This window comes from Nocardia alni, assembly GCF_019038435.1.
Classification (GTDB): domain Bacteria; phylum Actinomycetota; class Actinomycetes; order Mycobacteriales; family Mycobacteriaceae; genus Nocardia; species Nocardia alni.
Genome location: NZ_JAGPOX010000165.1, coordinates 1 through 20,985, shown reverse-complemented (window position 1 = coordinate 20,985; position 20,985 = coordinate 1). Strand labels below are relative to the sequence as shown.

Below are 20,985 nucleotides of genomic sequence, written 5' to 3'. Positions count from 1 at the left end.
CACCCGGGCCCGCGACCCCTGGACCCGCGACTCCCGGACCCGCGACTCCCGGTCCGGCCGTCCCCTCGAACCAGTCCACCACGACGACTCCATCGAGTACCACCACCTCGGCGTTCGACCCATCCTCGATCGCTTCCACCGCCCTGAGCGGTCTGGGTACGTTCACCGGCCAGCTGTCCTCGCTGGGTCAGACGCTCAGCCCGGAGATCAGCGCCCTGGGGAGCACGATTCAGCAGGGCGTCCAGGGGTTCGTGACGCAGGTCGAGGGCTTGATGAAGAATGCGAGCGGCACGGCCGGACAGTCGCCGGGGCTCGAATTCGATATCGCCGGTAAACATGTCAAGCTGGCGCTCGGCAAAAACGGCGAGGTGGATCTCAGCACCTCGGGTGGCGGTGACTCGAAGACCTATGCCATGAAGCTCGACGAGCACGGCATGCCCGTCATCACCACTACCGACGGAAAGCCCGGCGACGAAAAGTCCGATAAGGACAAGCCGGAGAGCGACCACCCTGGCACGGATACCCAGAAGCCCGGCGGTCCGGGTGGCGATCAGAATTCCGGCACTTCCGGCGGCAGTCCCAACTCCGCGGCGACCGCTGGTGACAAGAATCCCGCCGGACCCGCCGGTGGTCAGAGTTCCGGTCCGGGCGGACCGAGTTCCAGCGGCAGTCGGTCCGGTGCCAGTTATCAGCAGAATCTGCCACCGGCGCCCGCAGTCGACGGAGGCGCTGGGGGCCGAGACAAGAATGCGCCTCCTCCCGCCGCTCCGCCCCAGCAGCAGCCCCCCGGTTCCAATGCGGGGCCCGACAGTGGTGCGGAACTGGCCGAGGCCGGACCGCTGTAAAACAGGAGTATCGAGATGGTGGACTACGCGGCGGAAATCGACCGCATCTTCGAGGAGCATCGCCGCCGATCGGCGATGCTCACCCAGGAGCTCGAAGAGATCGAACAGCGCACCGCCCGAACGGCTCACGAACTCGAGGTGCGTGCCACAGCCGACATGCGGCAGTTCTGGGAGGAACACGGGGAGGACCTGGAAAAGGCGCGTGCCGAGGCAGAGGAACGCGAACGCGAGGAAGCCGAACAACGCGAACAGCGCGAGGCGATAGCCCGAGCCGCCGCTGCCCGCAAGGCCAAGCAGAACGTCGCCTCCTTCGAGGACGATGACGACGATTACTACCGGCGCGAGAGCTGGCTGGTCTGAGCCGGGCCGAGAATTCGGTCGGCCATGTCCTGGATCTCCCGGCGCAGGCGTGCGGCTGGCCACCGCTGGGTGGTGATCAGGTTTTCCAGCAGGTCTATGCGCGTGAACGAGAGCAGTGCGTGGGCCGTCCAGGCGGCGCGGTCCGGGGCGACGATGCCGGTGAGCAGGTCTGTGAACAGGGCGTGTGCCAGTAGGTAATTCGGGGATTCCAGGAACGACGTCCGCTCGGAGGTCTGTTCCAGGGCGCGGGTGATCTTGCGGTTGTCCAGCTTGAACTCGACCATGGCGTCCAGGAGCGCCAGGAGGCGATCGCGGGATGGCGCGGCGGGGCCCAGCGGCGGCGGGCCGTCGACGATCGCGGTCATCAGACCGGCGATCCGCATGTCGAAGACGGCGCGCAGCAGGCCCGTCCGGTCGCCGAAGCGGCGGAACAGGGTGCCCTTGCCGACGCCTGCCGCGGCCGCGACGTGGTCCATCGTGACCGTCAGCGGATCGTCGGCCGTCTCGAACAGCGTGCGCGCGGCGGCCAGGATGGTCTGGCGGTTGCGGGCGGCGTCGGCGCGTTCCCTGGGAGTCACGAACGGAACTCTGCCACCGCGAAGTCGCGGAACGAGCGGGGTGGGGTACCGGTGATGCGTCGCACCACGTCCGTCGTGCGGTCCTCCACTCCGGACGCGACGACCGCGTCCATGCCGACCAGGAATCGCGCGGTGTGCGCGGGCACGCCGAGGGCCTCGTAGTACGCGGGCTGCTCGGCCGGGTCCAGTCGGGTGTGCGTGATCACGTGGCCGCTGGTCTCGGTAAGTATCGCGGCCACCTCGTCGTAGCTCAGCGACTCCGGGCCCGTCAGGATCGGATCCGCGTTCACCGCCTCGGGCGCCAGCAGGGCCTCCACGGCGACGCGGGCGATATCGCCCGCGTCGATGAACGCGGCGCGCCCGGAACCCGCGGACGTGGCGATGGCCGACGTCGCGCGGATGCCGATGGCGTGTGCGTGACCGCCGATCACGTTCTGCATGAACCACGTGGGTCGCAGTACGGCCCATTCGCCGAACATCTCCGCGATCGCCTGGTGCACGGTCCCCGCCATCGGACCACCGGCAGGCACGAGTGAGTTGCTCAACAGCACCGCCCGTCGCACGCCGCAGGTCCTGGCCAGGTCGAGGAACGGCAGCATCACGTCCTGCGGGGCCGGGTCGCGCGGCGGTGGCACCAGGTACATCCGGTCCACGCCGGCCAGTGCGGCGGCGTGTGTATCCGGGGCGTACCAGTCGAAGCGGGTGGCACTCGAGCGGCCGGCCGCGCGCACCGTGACTCCGCGTTCGGCCAGTCGGGCAGCCACCCGGCTGCCGGTGGTGCCGCTGGCCCCGGTGACGAGCACGGATGTCATTCGGCGCTCCGAAGCGGATTCCAATAGTCCCGGTAGTGTGCGATCAGGCCGTCACGCACGGTCAGGATGACCACGTACGACTGCTCGTAGGGTGCACCGCTGGCCGTCACCGTGCCCGTCAGGGTCATCTCGATGATCGCCACGTCCGGCTTGACGGTCTCGTGGATCTCCAGGCTGCGCGCGCCCTCGATACGCATGCGCCCCGAGAGGGCCCTCAGGTATTCGCCGAGCGCCGTTTTGCCCTCGACGCGCGTGGGACGGCCGGGCGGGGCGAACGGAAACTCGAACACGACATCGTCGGCACACAGGTCGATCAGCCCGCCTGAGTCGTTCGCCTCAGCACCCTGCCGGGCCAGCACCTGGGCCATTTTCGTGAAGACGTCCACCGCTGTGGTCATCGCATTCCTCCTGCATCAAACGGACTGCGGGTCCGTTTGAAGGATACGGACTACTAGTCCGGTTGGCAATCGTGTCGAGGATCCGGCAGTCGCGGAAGGGGTACTCCCTGGCGTTGTGCGCCCGTGAATCGAGCACTGCCATTGCGCGGCCGTCGAGGCGTTGTCCTGCTTACGGTCAGAGGCATCCGATGCGAAACTCAAGGTGCGCTTCGGTTTTCGCGGTGAATTCCGCGCGCCCGATGTGAGATTTCATGCGGCAGTGCCGGACTCACCGAACGGTATGAGACCTATTTGCGCAGTGTCCGGACCGCTTGCAGCAGTTCCATTTTCGATGGCGGTTCCGGCTCTTCGGTCGCGTTCGGGTCGATGAGCTGGGTGTGCGGGATGATCTGTTCGGGGTCGGCGAAGGCCTTGTACTTCTTGTCGCCCTGCAGTTGGTACATCAGATAGCCGACCAGCAGGCCCCGGGTGGTGCGTTCGGTCTTCGGCTCGAATTTGGCGGCGCCGAGGGCGGACAGGGCGCGCCGGCCGCGGACGATGCCGTTGTGCGAGGCGCTGTCGACCGAGCGCAGGATCGCCGGGCCGGACCAGGCGGCGGCCAGCGGGATCGCATTGGAGACGGTCGCGTCGATGTCCTGGCCCCCCGCCAGGATCAGGGCGGGGGTCGCGAGCCCGGGCGCCAGGGATTCGGCGGCCGGGGAGGTGTACGCCGGATAGAGGGCGGCGATGGCGGCGACCTCGTGCTGGGTGGCGGCGATCACGGCCGCGCCGGCGCCCATGCCGTGCCCGGCCAGGGCGAGCTTGTCGGGGTGGACGCTGATCTCGCCCTCGCCCAGGCGTACCCGGGTGCAGATGTCGAGGGTGGTCAGCAGGTCGGTGGCCAGGTTCAGGTGCGAGGGGATCGGGCCGCGCTCGGTATCGGGGGCCGCCGCGACGAAACCCCAGGATGCGAGGTGTTCCAACAGCTTCGCGTAATTTCCGGCCCCACTGAGCCAGCCGTGCCCGAACACGACGGCGGGCAGGTTGAGGCCCTGTTCCGGGGTGAACACCAGGCCGGGCTGCCCGGCGATGCCGAGATTGCCGCGCAGGACCCGATGCGGGCCGGGGGCGGTCAGGATGCTCAGGAGCGATTTCACAGACGCCGACACGACGTCGAACTTATCCGATCGCGGCCACCGTTCGGCGTTTCGCGGGGGTCTGTCCCGTCGCTTCGCTCCTGTCGGGCGTCCCCAGTAGGGTGGTGACCCATGTGCGGAATCGTGGGCTACGTCGGATACCGGGACGCGCTCGGCGTCGTCGTCGACGCGCTGCGTCGGATGGAGTACCGCGGATACGACTCCGCGGGCGTGGCGATTCTGGACGGTTCCGGCGCCATCGCCGTCGAGCGCAAGGCGGGCCGCCTGGCCAACCTCGAGGCCGAACTGGCCGAGGCCGGGGCGGACAACTTCGCCGGAAGCGCCGGAATGGGCCATACCCGGTGGGCGACCCACGGCGCGCCCACCGACCGCAACGCGCACCCGCATCGCGATGCCACCGGCACGGTCGCGGTCGTGCACAACGGCATCATCGAGAACTTCGCCCCGCTGCGCCGCGAGCTCGAGGACGCCGGGGTGGAGCTGCGCAGCGATACCGACACCGAGGTCGCGGTGCACCTGGTCGCGCGAGCCTACGCACAGGGCCCGACCGCCGGTGATTTCGTGGCCAGCGCGCTGGCCGTGCTGCGGCGGCTCGAGGGCGCGTTCACGCTGGTGTTCACCCATGCCGCGCATCCGGACACGATCGTGGCCGCGCGCCGGTCGACCCCGCTGGTGGTCGGCGTCGGCGAGAATGAGATGTTCGTCGCCTCCGACGTCACGGCGTTCATCGAACATACAAGGGAGGCAGTCGAACTCGGGCAGGATCAGGCGGTGGTGATCACCGCGGGCGGGTACACCGTCACCGATTTCGACGGCAACCCGGGCGTGGCGACCCCGTTCACGATCGACTGGGATCTGGCCGCCGCCGAGAAGGGCGGCCACGACTACTTCATGCTCAAGGAGATCTGCGAACAACCCGCGGCCGTCTCCGAAACCCTGATCGGGCATTTCGCGGGTGGTCGCATCGTGCTGGACGAGCAGCGCCTGTCGGATCAGGAGCTGCGCGACGTCGACAAGGTCTTCGTGGTCGCCTGCGGCACCGCCTACCATTCCGGGCTGCTGGCCAAGTACGCGATCGAGCACTGGACGCGCCTTCCCGTCGAGGTCGAGCTGGCGAGCGAATTCCGTTATCGGGACCCGGTTCTGGACCGCTCCACGCTCGTCGTGGCGATCTCGCAGTCCGGAGAGACAGCCGACACGCTCGAGGCGGTCCGGCACGCCAAGGAGCAGAAGGCGCGCGTGCTGGCCATCTGCAACACCAACGGTGCGCAGATCCCCCGGGAGTCGGACGCGGTGCTGTACACCCGCACCGGGCCGGAGATCGGCGTCGCGGCCACCAAGACGTTCCTGGCGCAGGTCGCCGCGAATTACCTTGTGGGACTTGCGCTCGCGCAGGCGCGCGGCACCAAGTACCCCGACGAGGTGGCCCGCGAGTTCGCCGAACTGGAGGCGATGCCGCGGCTGGTGGAGCAGGTGCTCGAGACAGCGCCCCGGGTGCGCGCGCTGGCCCGGCAGTTCGCGCACGCGTCCACGGTGCTGTTCCTCGGTCGGCACGTCGGCTATCCGGTCGCGCTCGAAGGGGCGCTCAAGCTGAAGGAACTGGCGTACATGCACGCCGAGGGCTTCGCTGCCGGTGAGCTCAAGCACGGTCCGATCGCACTGATCGAGGAGGGGCTGCCGGTCATCGTGGTGATGCCCTCACCGAAGGGCCGCGCGGTGCTGCACTCCAAACTGCTCAGCAATATCCGGGAGATCCAGGCCCGCGGGGCCCGCACCATCGTGCTGGCCGAGGAGGGGGACGACACGGTGCGTCCGTTCGCCGATCACCTCATCGAAATCCCCTCCGCTCCAACGCTTTTGCAGCCGTTGCTGTCGACTGTCCCGTTGCAGATCTTCGCCGCCGAGGTGGCGCAGGCCCGCGGGTACGACGTCGACAAGCCGCGCAACCTGGCCAAGTCGGTCACGGTCGAGTAAAGAGCGCGGCCGGGACGCCTGCGGATCGGCGGCTTTGCGCCCGCTATTTACGTGATGTGGATCACAAACTGTGCCGATTGATGCATTTCTCACAAGCGAAATCATCTGTAGTTCAGTTTACGTTCAACTTCCGTTAACTTGTCGCAATGAATCTGTGACTTGCTGAATCTCGCACCGAGTCTGTTGGCCGAGCGCGGACATCACAGCAGCGGCCACGGTCGGTGATCACCACCCCGCTGCCCGTAGCCGGTTCCGGATTTCGGCGCAGGACGCCCTGCGTCACCTCTGCGGATAACTGAATCCACAACCAACCTCGACAAAAGGACACAGTGCGTCGACGGACGTCGACCGGCTGCCCGGCCGGACCGCCGTTCGTGGGACAAGCGCTGTCGAAACACGCCATGCATCTGAGAAAACTCTTGCCCTTAGCGGTCGCCGCCTGCGCGATCGTCCTCCCCGCCGCGGCGCACGCCGGCACACCCCTCGCGGGCGTGCCACCCCAGCTGCAACAGCCCGCCCAGCAGCTCCAGCAGTGGCAGAAGACGCTGCCGCCGGGGCAGCAGAACCAGGTTCAGCAGGCCATTCGGTCGATGCCGCAGCCGATCCCGCAGCTCCTGCCGCCCCCGCCGCCGGTCTTCGCCAACAACCTGGACGGCTGGATCCGCAACGCTATGTACGTCATGGGCCAGCACCGCATCCCCGGCAGCTACGACGGCATCCATCGCAACATCATGCGGGAATCGGGTGGCAACCCGCAGGCCATCAACCTGTACGACTCGAACGCCGCCGCGGGCATCCCCTCCAAAGGGCTGATGCAGGTGATCGATCCCACCTTCCACACGTACCACGTGGACGGTACGTCGTGGAACATCTACGACCCGATCGCCAACATCACCGCCGCCTGCAACTACGCCGCGCACCGCTACGGCACGATCGACAACGTCTTCTCGGCGTACTGATCCACCCTGCGCGCGCTGCTGTCGATGAGGGACGGCAGCGTTACGGCACCACCGTGATCGTGCCGTGCATATCCGGGTGCAGCGGGCACAGATAGCGGTAGGTGCCGGGGATGGCGAAGGTGTGGCTCCACTCGCCCGCGTTGAAGATGGGGCTGTTGATCCCCATCGCCGAGTCGCCGATGCCCTGCACCGCGTGCGGGAACCGGTCGGCGAACTTCCAGGTCACGGTCCCGCCGACCTTCAGGGTCACCGAGTCGGGCGAGAACTGCATATCCTTCACATCCACGGTGGCCGCGGTGACCGGCGCCGATGATGCCGCGGAGGTCGCGCTCGTGGAGTCGGACGAGGACGCCGTTGTGTCCGAACCGCATCCGCTGGCCAGCAACGTTCCGATCAGCAATGCGGCAGCGGCTCCCGCCCGGCCCCATCGGTAAGCAGTCGACATGCCGGTCAGCCTAGACCCGCCCTCGCGGCCCGTTCGGTGTGGTCGTCCGATCGCCGGATTTCGTGCGGCGCCCCGGGCGTAGTCTGCAATTCGGTACGCAAGGGCCGGATCGGTGGGCAGGAGACGACCAATGGCGGTGCGCGGGTACTACACGGCCGACGAGGTGCGGGCGGCGGAGGCGGAGCTGTTCGGGCGGGTCGCGGCGGGTGTGCCGATGCGTCGGGCGGCCTACGGGCTGGCCACCGTCGTCGCGGGGGAACTGCGCGAGCGCACCGGTGCGGTGGCCGGACGGTCGGTGACGCTGCTGGTCGGGTCCGGGGACAACGGCGGCGACGCGCTGTGGGCGGGCGCGATGCTGCGCCGGCGCGGCGTGGGGGTGTCGGCGGTGCTGCTGTCGCCCGAGCGCGCCCATGTCGGAGGTCTCGCGGCGCTGCGCCGCGCGGGCGGGCGCGTCCGCGAGGATATCGGCTCGCCCGATCTGGTGATCGACGGCATCATCGGCATCTCCGGACGTGGAGCGCTGCGTTCACGTGCTGCTGAACTCGTTGCGGCGGTGGATGTTCCGATCATCTCGGCGGATCTGCCCAGTGGCGTGGATCCCGACACCGGTGCGGTGGACGGGCCCGCGGTGCGCGCGGATGTGACCGTCACCTTCGGGGCATACAAACCGGTGCATGCCCTGGCCGCGCCCTGGTGTGGGCGAATTCAGCTGGTGCCCATAGGATTACGGCTGCCTGACCCGTCGCTGGCCGCACTGGAACCCGCTTCGATCGGTGTGGACTGGCCGGTGCCGGGTCCACACGACGACAAGTACACCCAGGGCGTCACCGGGATCTGCGCGGGCAGTGCCGCCTATCCGGGCGCCGCGGTGCTGTGCACCGGAGCGGCGGTGGCCGCGACCTCCGGGATGGTGCGTTACGCCGGGACCGGGGCGGCGAACGTCCTCGCGCACTTCCCGGAAGTCGTTGCCGCGGAATCGATCCCGGAGACCGGCCGGGTGCAGGCATGGGTGTTCGGCCCCGGCGCGGGCACCGATGACACCGCGCGCGAACGCCTTTCGCACCTCCTGGCCACCGATCTGCCGGTGGTCGTCGACGCCGACGGGCTGACCCTGCTGGCCGCCGATCCCGCCCTGGTCACGGGTCGTGCCGCACCGACCGTACTCACCCCGCACGCCGGTGAGTTCGCCCGCCTCACCGGCGCGGACCCCGGTCCCGACCGCGTGGCGGCCGTCCGCGACCTGGCCGAGAAATGGCAGGTCACTGTCCTGCTGAAGGGACGAGCCACACTCGTCGCGGCCCCGGGCCGCCAGGTACTGGTCAACGAGGCGGGCGGATCCTGGGCCGCCACGGCGGGCGCGGGCGACGTCCTGTCCGGCGTCATCGGCGCCCTGCTGGCCGCGGGCCGCGACCCATCCTGGTCCGCCGCGGCCGCCGCCCGCGTCCACGCCCTTGCCGCCAACCTCGCCGCCCACGCCACTCCACCCACGGACGGCCCCGGCGCCCCCATTTCCGCAACCCCCTTGCTCGATCACCTACGCCCCGCGATCCACACCCTGCGCACTCTGGCTGCTTCGTAACTGCGCGGACTTCCGGTGTGCCGCCTCGTCATCCGGTGCGCTTTCGACGGGGATCCATCGGAACCCACTGTGCTCCAATTGGATTCCTGCCAAAGCGCGCGGGAATGCCGGGATGGTACGCCGGACGACGAGACGATACGCAGCATGACGGGACGGTGCCCGGAATGACGGACGGCACGCCGGAATGACGCGAGTACGCGGGAATGACGGGTGGGATTACTCGGTGCCCTGAGCCAACCGTGAGGTGGCTTCCCACTCGCGCCACAGTGCCAGCCGGGACTCGTAGTCGGCGGTCGCGATGCGCAGCGGGTCCACGCCGAAGAAGATGCGCAGCGGCGGCTTCGGGGCGTCGACCACGGCCAGGATCGCCGCGCGGGTGCCGGTCGGCTCACCGACGTTGCGCTCGCCCCGGACCTTCTCGCGCGCCTCTCGGACCGGGTCGTAGGCCGGATTCGGTGCGCTGTGCACGGACGACGGGCCCGCCCAGTCGGTGCTGAACCCACCCGGCTCGATCAGCGTGACGTGGATGCCGAAGCCCGCGACCTCCTGCGAGAGGGCCTGCGAGAAGCCTTCCAGCGCCCACTTCGACGCGTGGTACGCGCCCAGGTTCTGGAACGCGGAGATGCCGCCGATGCTGGACACCTGGATGATGTGGCCGCTGCCCTGGGCCCGCAGGATCGGCAGCGCCGCCTGGGTGACCCACATCGCGCCGAAGACATTGGTCTCCAGCTGGGCGCGGACCTCCTGCTCGGTCAACTCCTCGATCATGCCGAAGTGCCCGTAACCGGCGTTGTTCACGACGATGTCCAGGCGTCCGAAATGCTCGGCTGCCTGCTGGACGGCCGCGAAATCGGCGTCCCGGTCGGTCACGTCCAAGCGCAGCGCCAGGAAGTCGTCCGGATATTTGGCGGCGATATCGTCCACGGTAGCCAGGTCGCGCGCGGTTCCCGCGACGCGATCGCCGCGTTCGAGCGCGGCCAGCGTCCATTCCCTGCCGAATCCTCGCGACACACCGGTGATGAACCACACCTTGCTCATGAAGGACCTTCCATCTCGGTACAAAGGGCCTGTTATTACCCGCTCACCAAGGTATTCACCTGGAGCGCACTCGAAGCAAGCGCTGTGCCCTGCGCCACAGCACGTCCGCGCGTACAGCCACATACCAGTACACCGCACCGCACATTCGCACCGTCGGCGCGTGCCGTCGCGCGCCTCGAATCGTCCGGGCGTGTCCCTCTCGTCGCACACAAGCGCGGACCGTCGCCGCATCGTGCAGTCCGGTACGACTCGACCGGATATTCGACATGATTCGTGGCGATGGCAGGATCTGATCCTGTGAGCGGAGTGAACCGATGGGGCTGGCGCGCCTCGCGCACGGTGGAGCCGAGCGTCAGCGAGGTGGAATCGTGAGCGGAGCGCAGCGGAGTGAACCATGGGGGCCGGCGCGCCTCGCGCACGGTGGAGCCGAGCGTCAGCGAGGTGGAATCGTGAGCGGAGCGCAGCGGAGTGAACCATGGGGGCCGGCGCGCCTCGCGCACGGTGGAGCCGAGCGTCAGCGAGGTGGAATCGTGAGCGGAGCGCGGTCGAGTACCGGCGAGGTGGAGTCGTGAACAGTACGGACCCGCAGGTGGAGACCGTTGTCGACCTCGACGCCATCGCGCACAACGTGCGAGTGTTGCGCGAGCACGCGGGGAACGCCGCGGTGATGGCGGTGGTCAAGGGCGACGGGTACAACCATGGCGCTGTGCCGGTGGCCCGGGCGGCGCTGGCGGCCGGCGCTGCCGAACTCGGCGTCACCACGATTCCCGAGGCGCTGGCGCTGCGTGCCGCCGGTATCGAGGCCCCGATCCTGAGCTGGCTCAACGTCAGTGACGCGGACTATGAGGCCGCGATCCAGGCCGGTGTCGAACTCGGTGTGTCCTCGACACGCCAGCTCCGGGTGATCGCCAAGGCCGCGCGCCGGGCGGGCCGGTCCGCGACGGTATCGATCAAGGTCGATACGGGCCTGAATCGCAACGGCGTCTCCGACGCCGAATACCGCATGTTCCTGGACGGATTGGGTGCGCTGGTGGCCGAGCGCACGATCCGATTCCGGGGAATCTTCTCCCACCTGGCCCTGGCCGACACGCCCGACCATCCGGCGAATGACGCACAGCGCGAGCGCTTCCTGAGAGCCATCGCCGCGGCGAAGGAATTCGGCCTGCAACCCGAACTGGCGCATCTGGCCAATTCGGCGGCGACGCTGACCCGGCCCGATCTGGCATTCGACATGGTCCGCCCCGGTATCGCGGTCTACGGGCTGTCCCCGGCGCCGCACATCTCGGATTTCGGCCTGCGCCCGGCGATGACGTTCCAGGCGCGGGTCGTGCTGATCAAACGGGTCGCCGCGGGGGAGGGCGTGTCGTACGGGCACGAATGGATCGCACCGCGCGACACCGTCGTCGCACTGATCCCGGCCGGATACGCCGACGGCGTGTTCCGCCCGCTGGGCGGGCGGATCGCGGTGACCATCGGCGAGCACAGCTATCCCGGCGTGGGCCGGGTGTGCATGGACCAGTTGGTGGTCGACCTGGGTGACAACGCCGCGAATGTGCGCGAGGGCGATACCGCCGTGCTGTTCGGCGGCGGCCCCGGGCAGACACATCCACAGCAGTGGGCCGATCTGCTCGGTACCATCCACTACGAGATCGTGTGCTCGCCGCGGGGGCGAGTCGTACGACGGTATGTGGGCGAAGGGGCGTAGCGATGCGGGCTCGACCACAAGGATTTCCGCGGATCACCGCGTTGCGCGGCGGGCTGGCCGCGGCCGGTGTGCTGGGCGCGCTGGCCGGGGTCCACGCGCTGCGCCGGGTCGGCGCCACGGTGCGCTGGCCGGCCCGCCCGGACGATCTGCGCGAGGAGGATTTCGGCCTGCTCGACCGGGATCGGGCGCGCACGGTGGCCACCGACGATGGCGTGGCGCTGGCCGTGCGTGAATGCGGACCCGAGAACGCGCCCGTCACAGTCGTTTTCGTGCACGGCTTCTGCAACACCATGGAATCCTTCCACTTTCAGCGTCGCGGCCTGGAAAAGCCCTGGGGCCGCGGGGTTCGCATGGTGTTCTTCGACCAGCGCGGGCACGGCCGGTCCGGTGAGCCCGGACTCGGGAGCTGTACCGTGCCGCAGCTGGGCCGCGATCTGGCCGCCGTCGTGCGGGCCTGCGCGCCGAGCGGTCCGCTGGTGCTGGTCGGACATTCCATGGGCGGCATGGCGATTCTGGCCGCGGCCGCGCAGTTCCCGGAGCTGTTCGCCGCGCGGGTGCGGGCGGTGGCGCTGTTGTCGACCGCCGCGGCGGAGGTCACCTCGGCGGGAATCCCTGCGCTGCTGCGTAATCCGGCCCTCGACGGATTCCGTTTCGCCGTGCGGGTCGCGCCCGCCCTGATGCAGGCCGGGTGGGGCGCCACGCGCGGGGTGATCACCCCGATCCTGCACGCGAGTTCGTTTCACGGTGATGTGAGTCCGACGCTCTCGCGCATGACGACCTCGATGATCGACCGCACCCCGATCGCCACCATGGTGAAATTCCTCGAGGCCCTGAAACTGCACGACGAGTCCGCGGCGCTGCCCACGCTGGCGCCGCTGCCCAGCCTGGTACTCGGCGGCATCCACGATCTGGTGATCCCGTTCCGCAATTCGCGGGCGCTGGCCGAACAGCTGCCCGAGGCCGACCTGGTCCGGGTCACCGATGCCGCGCACATGGTGCACATGCAATATCCGGAGCTGGTCAATGCCGCGCTGGATCGGTTGCTGATCCGCAGCGGGCTGGCCGAGGACGGTCTCGGTGGGCGGAACGATCGGAATGGCTGGAATGATCAATGGAAGACCGCGCGTGGCTGAACAGCGGATCCTGCCGACGGTCGAGGACACCGAGGCGCTCGGGCGCGAACTGGCCGCCGAACTCGGCCCCGGCGACCTGGTCGTGCTCGACGGCCCGCTGGGCGCCGGGAAGACCGCCCTGACCCGCGGCCTCGCGGCGGGCCTCGGCGTGCAGGGCCGGGTCAGCTCGCCGACGTTCATCATCGCCCGCCAGCACCGTCCGGGCGCTCAGCCGGGTGCGATCGGCATGGTGCACGTGGACGCCTACCGTCTCGGCGGCAACCTGGACGAACTGGACGCGCTCGATCTGGACAGCGATCTGGACGATGCCGTCGTGGTCGTCGAATGGGGCCTGGGCGTCGTGGAGCACCTCACCGACCGGCACCTGCGGGTGTTGCTGCGCCGCGAACCCGACTCCGATGTACGCACGGCCACCTGGGAATGGGTCACCGCGTCCTGAACAGCTCGGATCGAGTGCTGGGCCGAGCGGGCCCGGGGCGGTGCAGTGGTGTGATGCTGGCCACTGAGGGGGTGAACGGGACAGTGTCCCGGGTGTGGGCCGCGGCGGGTTGATCTGCCTGGTGAGCGGTATCCGTTGGGCCGCTCGGCTGTTGACGAGGGGTGCTGGATAGTCAGGTTGACGTGGTCGGATGCGACGGTCCGGCGGGTGAACCACGGGTGGCGGGGGTGGCGTCGAAAAGGTGACCAACCGGTATCGTTGGGCTAATCATGTTGGTACTTGCTGTGGACACCGCGACACCTGCCGTTACAGCAGGTCTGGTGGCATTGGAGCAGACCGCGCAGCGCTCACCCACTTCACCGGCCCTGGAGATTCACACGCTCGCCTCCCGGGTGACCGTGGACGCTCGTGCGCACAACGAGGTGCTCACCCCGCAGATCCTCGAATGCCTCGACGCGGCAGGGCGTTCGCGCGCGGAGCTGAATGCCGTTGTGGTCGGACTCGGGCCCGGGCCGTTCACCGGATTGCGGGTCGGTATCGCGACGGCGGCCGCCTTCGGTGATGCGCTGGGCCTGCCGGTGTACGGGGTGTGCAGCCTGGACGCGATCGCCGCGGCGGCGTGGCGGGATGTCTCCGCGGCCGACGCCGAGCTGCTGGTCGTCACCGACGCCAGGCGCCGCGAGGTGTACTGGGCGCGCTACCGGGCGGTGCCCAAGGCGGCGCTGGCGGGATCGTTCGTGGCCGCCGCACCCAACGGCCAGGCGGTCGCCCGGGTCGCCGGACCCGAGGTCTGCACACCGAGCGAACTGGAGTCGGGTGACTCCACGGTGATCGCCGGATCCGCCTCGCACGTGGACTTTTTCGATCTGCCGGTGCTGCCGGTGGAGACGCCCTCCCCGGCCGGTCTGGTCGGCTGCGCCGCGGCCGAGCTGCTGGCGCGGGCGATCCCGCGGCCGCTGACGCCGCTGTATCTGCGCCGCCCCGATGCGGTCGAACGCAGCTATCAGGCGGTCCGGGCATGAGTGGGGTCAGGATCGAGCCGATGCACGTGCCCGATATCGATCGCTGCGTCGAACTCGAGGAGGTGCTGTTCCCGGAGGATGATCCGTGGTCGGTGGTGGCCTTCGAGTCCGAGCTGGCCGGGGCGCACAACCGGTACCTGGTCGCCCGGGACGAGACCGGCCGCGTCGTCGGCTATGCCGGGATCGCCCTGCTCGGCAACCACGAACACCCCGAGGCCGAGGTGCACACGATCGGTGTCGACCCGGGCAGCCATCGCGGCGGGATCGGCACGGCCCTGCTGCGCGCGATGCTGACCGAGGCGGCCAAGCGCGGCGGTCCGGTCTTCCTCGAGGTGCGCACCGACAACGCGCCCGCGATCGCCCTGTACGAGAAGCACGGCTTCCACATCATCGGCCTGCGCAAGAACTACTACCAGCCCAGCGGCGCCGATGCCTTCACCATGCGCCGCCCGGCCCGCAGTACGGTCGACTTCGCGAACGAGGTGCTCACATGAGTGGGCGGTTGAGGGCCACGACCGATGGCTCGGTCGTGGGGGAGTCGAGCGTCGGCGGGGTGGTGGCATGAGTGAGCGCGACGAGCGATCGATAGACACAGCCGAGGGTTCGGTCGTGCCGGAGCCGAGTGCCAGCGAGGTGGAGGCATGACCGAGATGATCGTTATGGGCATCGAAAGCTCCTGTGACGAAACGGGTGTGGGCGTCGTGCGGTGGCAGGACGGACGGTGCGAGTTGCTGGCCGACGAGGTCGCCTCGAGTGTCGATCAGCATGCCCGGTTCGGTGGTGTGGTCCCCGAGATCGCCTCGCGCGCGCACCTCGAGGCGATCGTCCCGGCGATGCGGCGCGCGCTGGCCGCCGCCGGTGGCGTCCGGCCCGACGCGCTGGCGGTGACGATCGGCCCCGGCCTGGCCGGTGCGCTGCTGGTCGGCGTCGCGGCGGCGAAAGCCTATGCGGCGGCGTGGGATATCCCGTTCTACGCGCTGAACCATCTGGGCGGCCACGTCGCCGTCGACACGCTCGAGCACGGACCGATGCCGCCGTGCGTGGCACTGCTGGTGTCGGGCGGGCATACGCATCTGCTGCATGTCACCGATCTGGCCGAACCGATCATCGAACTCGGCAGCACCGTCGACGACGCGGCGGGCGAGGCCTTCGACAAGGTGGCGCGGCTGCTCGGTCTCGGCTTCCCCGGCGGTCCCGCCCTGGATGCCGCTGCGGCGCACGGTGATCCGCGCGCCATCGCCTTCCCCCGCGGCATGACCGGCCCGCGCGACGCGCGCTACGACTTCTCCTTCTCCGGGCTGAAGACCGCCGTCGCACGCTATGTCGAGGCCGCGCAGCGCGAGGGCCGGGAGCTGCCGATCCCGGATATCGCGGCCTCGTTCCAGGAGGCGGTCGCGGATGTGCTGACCCTCAAGGCGATTCGCGCCGCACAGGACGTCGGCGTGGACACGCTGGTCCTGGGCGGCGGTGCGACGGCGAATTCACGCTTGCGCTCGATGGCCCAGGAACGCTGCGCCGCAGCCGGTCTCACCCTCCGGGTACCCAAACCCCGGCTGTGTACCGACAACGGTGTCATGATCGCCACCCTCGGTGCACACGTGATCGCCGGTGGGGCCAAACCTTCCGCGCTGACCGTCGCGAGCGACCCTGGCCTGCCGGTCTCCACCAGCCAACTGATGTAAAACGTCACCGACCGCCCGCCAACGTCACCGATTACTCCAGGTCGTGAAGTCGATGACTCCCGTCGCAACGCTGACGACCCTGTCGTGAGGTCGACGACTCTCGTCATCCCGGCGTGCTTGCGGCCGGGATCCATCGTGTGGATCCCGGCCGAACGTGCGCCGGGATAGCGACTGAGTCGTGCATACCGGGACGACGGGACCAGCTGCGGCTCAGTGCTTTTCGGTACCGTCCGGAGCGAGAAGCAGCTGCTTGGCCTTCGGGCCCGAGAAGTCGAACATGCCGGACAGATCGCCCGCGGTGGCCTCGGACGAACCGTTGCCGAGCACGGGCAGGCTCCAGTTGCCCTCGATGAACTTCACGATCGAGGTCTCGTCGGTGAGCGTGTGGTCCACGAAATTGGTCTTCGCGTACGGCGAGATCGCCAGCAGCGGCAGCCGCGGACCGGTGCCACAGCGGCCCTGGTGGTCGGCCAGCGCGGGCTTGCTCGCACACGGTCCGTACACGTCGGCGGCGCTCTTGGATCCGTTGATCACCGGACCGGCCACGTGGTCGTACCAGCCGTCCGAATCGTCGTAGGCGATGAACACCGCGGTGGAATTCCACTCCGGCGACTGCTGCAACGTGTTGATCGTGTCGACCACGAAGTGCTGCTCATCGATGGGGTCGGAGTAGCCGGCGTGCCCGTCCTGATACTCCCCGGCCTTGAGGTAGCTCACCGCGGGCAGCTTGCCGGCCTTGGCGGCCTGGCCGAACCACTCCAGTCCGTACTGGTGGTTGGCCGGTCCGTTGTGGCCGATCTCGTCCACCGAGGCGGGCGCGGTGTGGTGCGGATTCGCCGTGGACTTGAAGTACTGGAACGGCTCGTGATGCGGACTGTAGTCCAGTTCGCTCTGGCCGCCGAGGTTCTGGTGGGCCGCCTTGCACACCGCGTACCCCGCGGCGTTCTTTCCGGTGGGGGTGAATCCGCCCTGGAACCAGCCCCAGGTGAGGTTCTTGTCGTTGAGCTCGTCACCGATGTTCTTGTCATTCATGGCCATCAGGTGGTCGGTGGTGGTGTGGCTCTTGTTCGAGCAGTCGTCGTAGGCCGGGTCGGCGTCGGAGATATCGGAGCCGACACCCTGCGCGTCGGCCGCGGCCACCAGACTCGGATCCTGAACCGGTTTACCGGTCTTCGCGTCGAGAGCCTGGGCGCCGTAGGTCTGCGCCGCGGTGACCTCGAGCGCGCCCGGGGTGGACGGGCCGAAGGTGGTGCCGAAGGAGTTGTCGCTCAACGCGTAATGCTGGGCGTAGTTCCACAGCGCGGTGACGGTGTTGCCGTCGTAGTAGTCCATGACGACCCCGTTGGGACCGTACTCACCCGTGCAGTCGTCCTGCTGGGTCTTCTGGACGAACATGTCCATCTTGCCGTTGTCGTACGCACCCTGCTCGGGGGTGTACGAGTGGTCCTGGTCGCAGGTCATGGCCTGGGACGGGCTCAGGCGCTGCGGCTGGAACAGATTCGGGTTGTGCGTCAGCAGATCCGGCGTCAGGCCGTTGACGGCCGGCGTGCCGGACGCGGCGGTGAACGTGGCGCCGTCGGTGTTGGCGGCGTTCGGATAGGTGCCGAAGTAGTGGTCGAAGGAGATGTTCTCGTCGTAGAGGACGACGATGTGCTTGATCGGCGTCGTGGTGGACTCATCTGCCGCCGCGCCGTTTGTAGTCCCGGGATGTGACGAGGACGAGCAGCCGGCCGCGAGCAGCCCCGCCGCCGCGGCGGCCGCCACCATAGTGCGCCGCCGTCTGCCGCCGACCGTTCGGCGTGCCTGAGAGCCTCTCACCTGTCCTCCTCAGTGGTGCTGCTCGCTTCGCAAGATGTGAAACCATACGATAGTTGCGAGCCGAGATTTACCACGGATGAACGGGAGGCAACGGCGGCTTGTCGAATTGCTTTGTTATGTGAGCAATGCGCGGCCGTAGAAATCCTTTTCGTCTCGCACGCCCGGCAATATGAAGAAATAGCCGCCACCGAACGGGCTGATGTAGTCGACCAGCGGCTCATCCTTCAGCCGATGCTGTACCGCCTCGAACTGATCCCGCACATCGCGTTGGTAAGCCAGGAAGATCAATCCCTGATCGAGGTTTCCGACGGCGTCGGTACCGCGGTCGTAATTGAAGGCCCGGCGCAGGATTCGGCTGCCGTCGGTATCGGAGGTGCGCGGATTGGCCAGGCGGATATGGGCGGTGAGGGGGATTACCATGCCCTCCGGATCGTTCGTGTAGTCCGGATCGTCGGTCTCCTGGTTACCGCTCAGCGGCGCGCCGGTATCGCGGGCGCGGCCGAACATATTCTCCTGCTCCAGGATGTCCACGCGATCCCAGAACTCCACCAGCATGCGGATCAGCCGCACGACCTGGTAGGTGCCGCCGGCCGTCCAGGCGGGCTCGTTCCCGGCGACCCAGATCCGGTGGTCGAACTCGGCGGGCGCGGGATTGGCGATGCCGTCCTTGAAGCCGAACAGATTTCGCGGTGTCCCCTGTGGGCGACGGGGGCTGATGAACCCGTTCATCCGCCAGCGTGGCTGCATCGCACCGCGAGTCGCGCGGGTGATCTCACGCAGCGCGTGCACGCAGGTGTCGGCGTCGGCGGCGGTCAGCTGCAGGCTGAGATCACCGTGGCACCAGGGTGTCTGGAGGTTGTCGTTCGGGAACGTCGGCATGGTGGTCAGCCCCGTGGGGCGCTGGGTGGCCAGGCCGAATCGGTCGTCGAACAGTGTCGCTCCGACTCCGACGGTCGCGGTCAGCTCGCCGCCGGGCACGTCCGGGCCGAGCACTCCGCTGTCCGACGGCGGCCCGGTGATGCCGACCGCCGCGGGCAGGCCGCCGGAGCACAGGCGCCGGGCCTGGTCGGTGAGGGTGCGCATCAGATCGGTGAGTTCGCCGCGGTCGGCGGCGATCACGTCGAACGAGGTCATGATGGTCTGTGAGCCCGGCGGCGCCTGCTCGGCGATCCCGGCCTGACGCGCACCGTGGAAGGCTGGTACCGCGGCCTCGGCGGTCGCCGGGTCGGCGGTCGCCGCGGGCCGGGAGTCGCACGCCGCCGCCACTGCCGCCGCGCCGCCGGCGCCGGTGACCGCCAGGGCGTTACGCAGGAACGAGCGCCGACCTACCGACGGGCGCCCGGAATTCGCGTCGTCGGTCGCGGAATGCGCCGGATGCGTGTGTGATCCGTGGGTATCGTCGCGTCGCTCGGTCATTGGAAGGTCTTTCGCGGCGTGCAGATGGTGGCGATCGGGGCGAGATATTGCAGCAACTGCCCCAGTGTTCCGTTCAACTGTTCGCGGTCCGCGGCGCTGAGCTGGGTGACAGGGGTCCAGCCCGCCGCGGTGTGGTGCGTGTCGACCAGGGCATCGAAGCGATCCAGCCAGGTGTCGACCTGCGGCAGTCCCGGGTACCGGGATCGCAAGACCGGTCGCAGCACCGTCAGCAGTTCGCGGGTGCCCGCGACGTTGGCGTCGGCGGTGGCCAGGCCGCTGCCGCTGCCGTAGTCGTCGTCCCCGGTCAGCTCGAACTGCAGGGTGTTCTCCAGGACTTCGTGCGTGCGCAGGCCCAGGTCGAGGATGGGCACTTGGATCCGCGGGAAATCGGTGACCAGGCCGTGCACGTCGTCGTCCAGCCGGTCGGCGATCGGGGCGAGGGCGGCCGCCGATTCACCGTGCCACAGCCCGGATTCCACGCGGTGGAAGCCGCTGAAATCGGAATCGTTCGCCTTGGCGGGCAGGCCGTTCGCATTCCCGTCGATCTTGGCGTCGTAGTCGCCGAAGGCGTCGTAGGCCGCGCCCAGACGTTCGTAGTCCAGGTGGGCGGTGAGCCACGCCGTACGGGCCGAGTCCAGGTCACCGGCGTCGACGTCGCGGCGCAGGGCGTCGGTGTCGGCGGCCAGACCCGTCAGTCCCGCGGAGACGTACTCGACGTACTGCTTGTCCGGACCGTACAGATCACCCGCGGTGACCGGCTGAACGGCCGGCCCGCCCGGCGGGCCCGTGATGGTGACGGCCGGCCCGAGGATCATCGGGTTGTCCGAGCCCTCCATCCCGCAGCGCACGACGAACCGGCCGCCGCCGAGGTTCACGACGGTATCGCGGGTGGTGTTGGACGCGATGTTGTCCACCTCGGCGTATACCGATCCGGTGGCCGCGTCCATCAGGACGGCGGTCGTGGGATTACCGCCGGTATTGCGAAACGAGATGGTCTGCGGCCCGGGCCGCGGGTTCTTCCAGCCCGTGCCGCACGCGTCCTCGGCGACGTCGATCGTCTGCCGGGTCGAGTGCGGTTGCCCCGGCGCCGAATGCCCGCACGCGGCAGCCCCCATGGCGCACACCATGGCGACGGGGAGCGCCACTTTACGCCACACACCTCTATCCTTCATAGCAAAGGCTATCCTAAATCAGGTCTGCGACCTTGGCGATGCTCGTCATGAGCTGTCCAGTCACTGTTCACATCGACGTTGCCCGAGTCGATGACCCAGTTCGGAGAGTGTGCCGTGAGAGTAGCGAATCCGGCGGCTAGTCGGTCGGCTGGACCTGCGTCAGGGTGTTGTTGTTTCCCGAGGACGACCCCGTATCGGCCGGTGGCGTGATGGTGGCGTGGCTCGGCATCGTCACGTTGGGTGTGATCGTCTGCGGGGGCGTCGTGCCCAGCAGCGGGCCGAACAGATGGGGCAGGTTCGGCAGCGGGATCTGTGGGAGGTTCGGGTCCCGGCGCAGCGGGACGCCGCTTGTCGCGGGCGCCTCGCTCGGGATGATCGTGGGTGTCGCGGCGGTGTCTTCGGGTGTGGTGGTCGGGACCACCGTGGTGACCGTGGTGCGGCGGCTGGACGGGGTCGGCCCGGCCGTGGTGGTCG

19 protein-coding genes and 2 pseudogenes are annotated in these 20,985 nt (G+C 68.7%); 11 read left to right on the top strand and 10 right to left on the bottom strand.

Annotation, left to right across the window (positions count from 1 at the left end):
- Positions 1–845 (top strand): annotated as a pseudogene (locus JZ791_RS38260) (hypothetical protein); the annotation flags it as partial.
- A gap of 15 nt (positions 846–860) precedes the next feature.
- Positions 861–1,205 carry a hypothetical protein gene (locus tag JZ791_RS38255; RefSeq protein ID WP_216901920.1) on the top strand — a complete coding sequence of 115 codons (345 nt, stop codon included), beginning with the start codon at positions 861–863 and terminating at the stop codon, positions 1,203–1,205.
- Here the strand turns inward: JZ791_RS38255 and JZ791_RS38250 are convergent.
- The 4 genes from JZ791_RS38250 to JZ791_RS38235 form a co-directional block, all read right to left on the bottom strand.
- Entirely contained in the window at positions 1,178–1,783 is a 606-nt protein-coding gene (locus JZ791_RS38250) for a TetR/AcrR family transcriptional regulator (RefSeq protein WP_216901918.1), read from the bottom strand. The two genes, JZ791_RS38255 and JZ791_RS38250, sit on opposite strands and share 28 nt — an antisense overlap.
- Positions 1,780–2,595: a Rossmann-fold NAD(P)-binding domain-containing protein gene (locus JZ791_RS38245; protein WP_216901916.1), complete on the bottom strand. Its 816-nt coding sequence runs from the start codon at positions 2,593–2,595 to the stop codon at positions 1,780–1,782. The genes JZ791_RS38250 and JZ791_RS38245 overlap by 4 nt, the downstream gene beginning before the upstream one ends.
- Positions 2,592–2,993, bottom strand: coding sequence for a nuclear transport factor 2 family protein (locus tag JZ791_RS38240; protein WP_216901914.1), 402 nt, complete (start codon positions 2,991–2,993; stop codon positions 2,592–2,594). Before JZ791_RS38240 ends, JZ791_RS38245 begins: the two co-directional genes overlap by 4 nt.
- A gap of 287 nt (positions 2,994–3,280) precedes the next feature.
- Positions 3,281–4,141 carry a dienelactone hydrolase family protein gene (locus JZ791_RS38235; protein ID WP_216901912.1) on the bottom strand — a complete coding sequence of 287 codons (861 nt, stop codon included), beginning with the start codon at positions 4,139–4,141 and terminating at the stop codon, positions 3,281–3,283.
- Positions 4,142–4,240: 99 nt separating this feature from the next.
- On the opposite strand from JZ791_RS38235, the gene glmS reads away from it, so the two are divergent.
- Positions 4,241–6,103 (top strand): glutamine--fructose-6-phosphate transaminase (isomerizing), encoded by a 1,863-nt coding sequence (gene glmS / locus JZ791_RS38230; RefSeq protein WP_216901910.1) that lies wholly within the window; start codon positions 4,241–4,243, stop codon positions 6,101–6,103.
- A gap of 419 nt (positions 6,104–6,522) precedes the next feature.
- On the top strand, positions 6,523–7,062 hold the full coding sequence (locus tag JZ791_RS38225) for a transglycosylase SLT domain-containing protein (protein ID WP_254207061.1): 540 nt from the start codon (positions 6,523–6,525) through the stop codon (positions 7,060–7,062).
- A gap of 40 nt (positions 7,063–7,102) precedes the next feature.
- Here JZ791_RS38225 and JZ791_RS38220 read toward each other — a convergent pair whose 3' ends face one another.
- Positions 7,103–7,507: a plastocyanin/azurin family copper-binding protein gene (locus tag JZ791_RS38220; RefSeq protein ID WP_216901908.1), complete on the bottom strand. Its 405-nt coding sequence runs from the start codon at positions 7,505–7,507 to the stop codon at positions 7,103–7,105.
- Positions 7,508–7,643: 136 nt separating this feature from the next.
- Between JZ791_RS38220 and JZ791_RS38215 the strand changes: the two genes are divergently transcribed.
- A complete protein-coding gene (locus JZ791_RS38215; RefSeq protein WP_216901922.1) occupies positions 7,644–9,086 on the top strand; it encodes an NAD(P)H-hydrate dehydratase in 1,443 nt (480 codons plus the stop codon).
- A 216-nt stretch (positions 9,087–9,302) separates the two neighbouring features.
- On the opposite strand, the gene JZ791_RS38210 is transcribed toward JZ791_RS38215, so the two are convergent.
- A complete protein-coding gene (locus tag JZ791_RS38210; protein ID WP_216901906.1) occupies positions 9,303–10,124 on the bottom strand; it encodes an SDR family oxidoreductase in 822 nt (273 codons plus the stop codon).
- A 568-nt stretch (positions 10,125–10,692) separates the two neighbouring features.
- Here JZ791_RS38210 and alr point away from each other — a divergent pair.
- From alr to tsaD, 6 genes are all read left to right on the top strand, one after another.
- The gene (gene alr / locus JZ791_RS38205) at positions 10,693–11,829 is read left to right on the top strand and encodes an alanine racemase (RefSeq protein WP_308163364.1); all 1,137 of its coding nucleotides are present in this window, start codon (positions 10,693–10,695) and stop codon (positions 11,827–11,829) included.
- Positions 11,830–11,831: 2 nt separating this feature from the next.
- Entirely contained in the window at positions 11,832–12,962 is a 1,131-nt protein-coding gene (locus JZ791_RS38200; protein WP_216901902.1) for an alpha/beta fold hydrolase, read from the top strand.
- Entirely contained in the window at positions 12,934–13,401 is a 468-nt protein-coding gene (gene tsaE / locus JZ791_RS38195) for a tRNA (adenosine(37)-N6)-threonylcarbamoyltransferase complex ATPase subunit type 1 TsaE (RefSeq protein WP_216901901.1), read from the top strand. The genes JZ791_RS38200 and tsaE overlap by 29 nt, the downstream gene beginning before the upstream one ends.
- A 269-nt stretch (positions 13,402–13,670) precedes the next feature.
- Entirely contained in the window at positions 13,671–14,423 is a 753-nt protein-coding gene (gene tsaB / locus JZ791_RS38190; protein ID WP_216901900.1) for a tRNA (adenosine(37)-N6)-threonylcarbamoyltransferase complex dimerization subunit type 1 TsaB, read from the top strand.
- The gene (gene rimI, locus JZ791_RS38185) at positions 14,420–14,917 is read left to right on the top strand and encodes a ribosomal protein S18-alanine N-acetyltransferase (RefSeq protein ID WP_216901897.1); all 498 of its coding nucleotides are present in this window, start codon (positions 14,420–14,422) and stop codon (positions 14,915–14,917) included. Before tsaB ends, rimI begins: the two co-directional genes overlap by 4 nt.
- A gap of 156 nt (positions 14,918–15,073) precedes the next feature.
- On the top strand, positions 15,074–16,105 hold the full coding sequence (gene tsaD / locus JZ791_RS38180) for a tRNA (adenosine(37)-N6)-threonylcarbamoyltransferase complex transferase subunit TsaD (protein ID WP_216901921.1): 1,032 nt from the start codon (positions 15,074–15,076) through the stop codon (positions 16,103–16,105).
- A gap of 210 nt (positions 16,106–16,315) precedes the next feature.
- On the opposite strand, the gene JZ791_RS38175 is transcribed toward tsaD, so the two are convergent.
- From JZ791_RS38175 to JZ791_RS38160, 4 genes and pseudogenes are all read right to left on the bottom strand, one after another.
- On the bottom strand, positions 16,316–17,923 hold the full coding sequence (locus JZ791_RS38175) for a phospholipase C (RefSeq protein ID WP_216901895.1): 1,608 nt from the start codon (positions 17,921–17,923) through the stop codon (positions 16,316–16,318).
- Positions 17,924–18,037: 114 nt separating this feature from the next.
- Positions 18,038–19,339, bottom strand: a complete 1,302-nt coding sequence (locus JZ791_RS38170; protein ID WP_216901894.1) for a Dyp-type peroxidase — start codon at positions 19,337–19,339, stop codon at positions 18,038–18,040.
- Positions 19,336–20,496 carry an EfeM/EfeO family lipoprotein gene (locus tag JZ791_RS38165; protein ID WP_216901893.1) on the bottom strand — a complete coding sequence of 387 codons (1,161 nt, stop codon included), beginning with the start codon at positions 20,494–20,496 and terminating at the stop codon, positions 19,336–19,338. Before JZ791_RS38165 ends, JZ791_RS38170 begins: the two co-directional genes overlap by 4 nt.
- Positions 20,497–20,647: 151 nt before the next feature.
- Positions 20,648–20,985 (bottom strand): annotated as a pseudogene (locus JZ791_RS38160) (hypothetical protein); the annotation flags it as partial.

Coding starts and splice junctions, on each gene's coding strand:
- JZ791_RS38245 (WP_216901916.1), bottom strand. CDS start 2,595: ATGACATCCGTGCTCGTCACCGGGGCCAGCGGCACCACCGGCAGCCGG.
- glmS (WP_216901910.1), top strand. CDS start 4,241: ATGTGCGGAATCGTGGGCTACGTCGGATACCGGGACGCGCTCGGCGTC.
- JZ791_RS38170 (WP_216901894.1), bottom strand. CDS start 19,339: ATGACCGAGCGACGCGACGATACCCACGGATCACACACGCATCCGGCG.
- rimI (WP_216901897.1), top strand. CDS start 14,420: ATGAGTGGGGTCAGGATCGAGCCGATGCACGTGCCCGATATCGATCGC.
- JZ791_RS38240 (WP_216901914.1), bottom strand. CDS start 2,993: ATGACCACAGCGGTGGACGTCTTCACGAAAATGGCCCAGGTGCTGGCC.
- tsaE (WP_216901901.1), top strand. CDS start 12,934: ATGATCAATGGAAGACCGCGCGTGGCTGAACAGCGGATCCTGCCGACG.
- JZ791_RS38220 (WP_216901908.1), bottom strand. CDS start 7,507: ATGTCGACTGCTTACCGATGGGGCCGGGCGGGAGCCGCTGCCGCATTG.
- tsaD (WP_216901921.1), top strand. CDS start 15,074: ATGATCGTTATGGGCATCGAAAGCTCCTGTGACGAAACGGGTGTGGGC.
- tsaB (WP_216901900.1), top strand. CDS start 13,671: ATGTTGGTACTTGCTGTGGACACCGCGACACCTGCCGTTACAGCAGGT.
- JZ791_RS38255 (WP_216901920.1), top strand. CDS start 861: ATGGTGGACTACGCGGCGGAAATCGACCGCATCTTCGAGGAGCATCGC.
- JZ791_RS38200 (WP_216901902.1), top strand. CDS start 11,832: ATGCGGGCTCGACCACAAGGATTTCCGCGGATCACCGCGTTGCGCGGC.
- JZ791_RS38210 (WP_216901906.1), bottom strand. CDS start 10,124: ATGAGCAAGGTGTGGTTCATCACCGGTGTGTCGCGAGGATTCGGCAGG.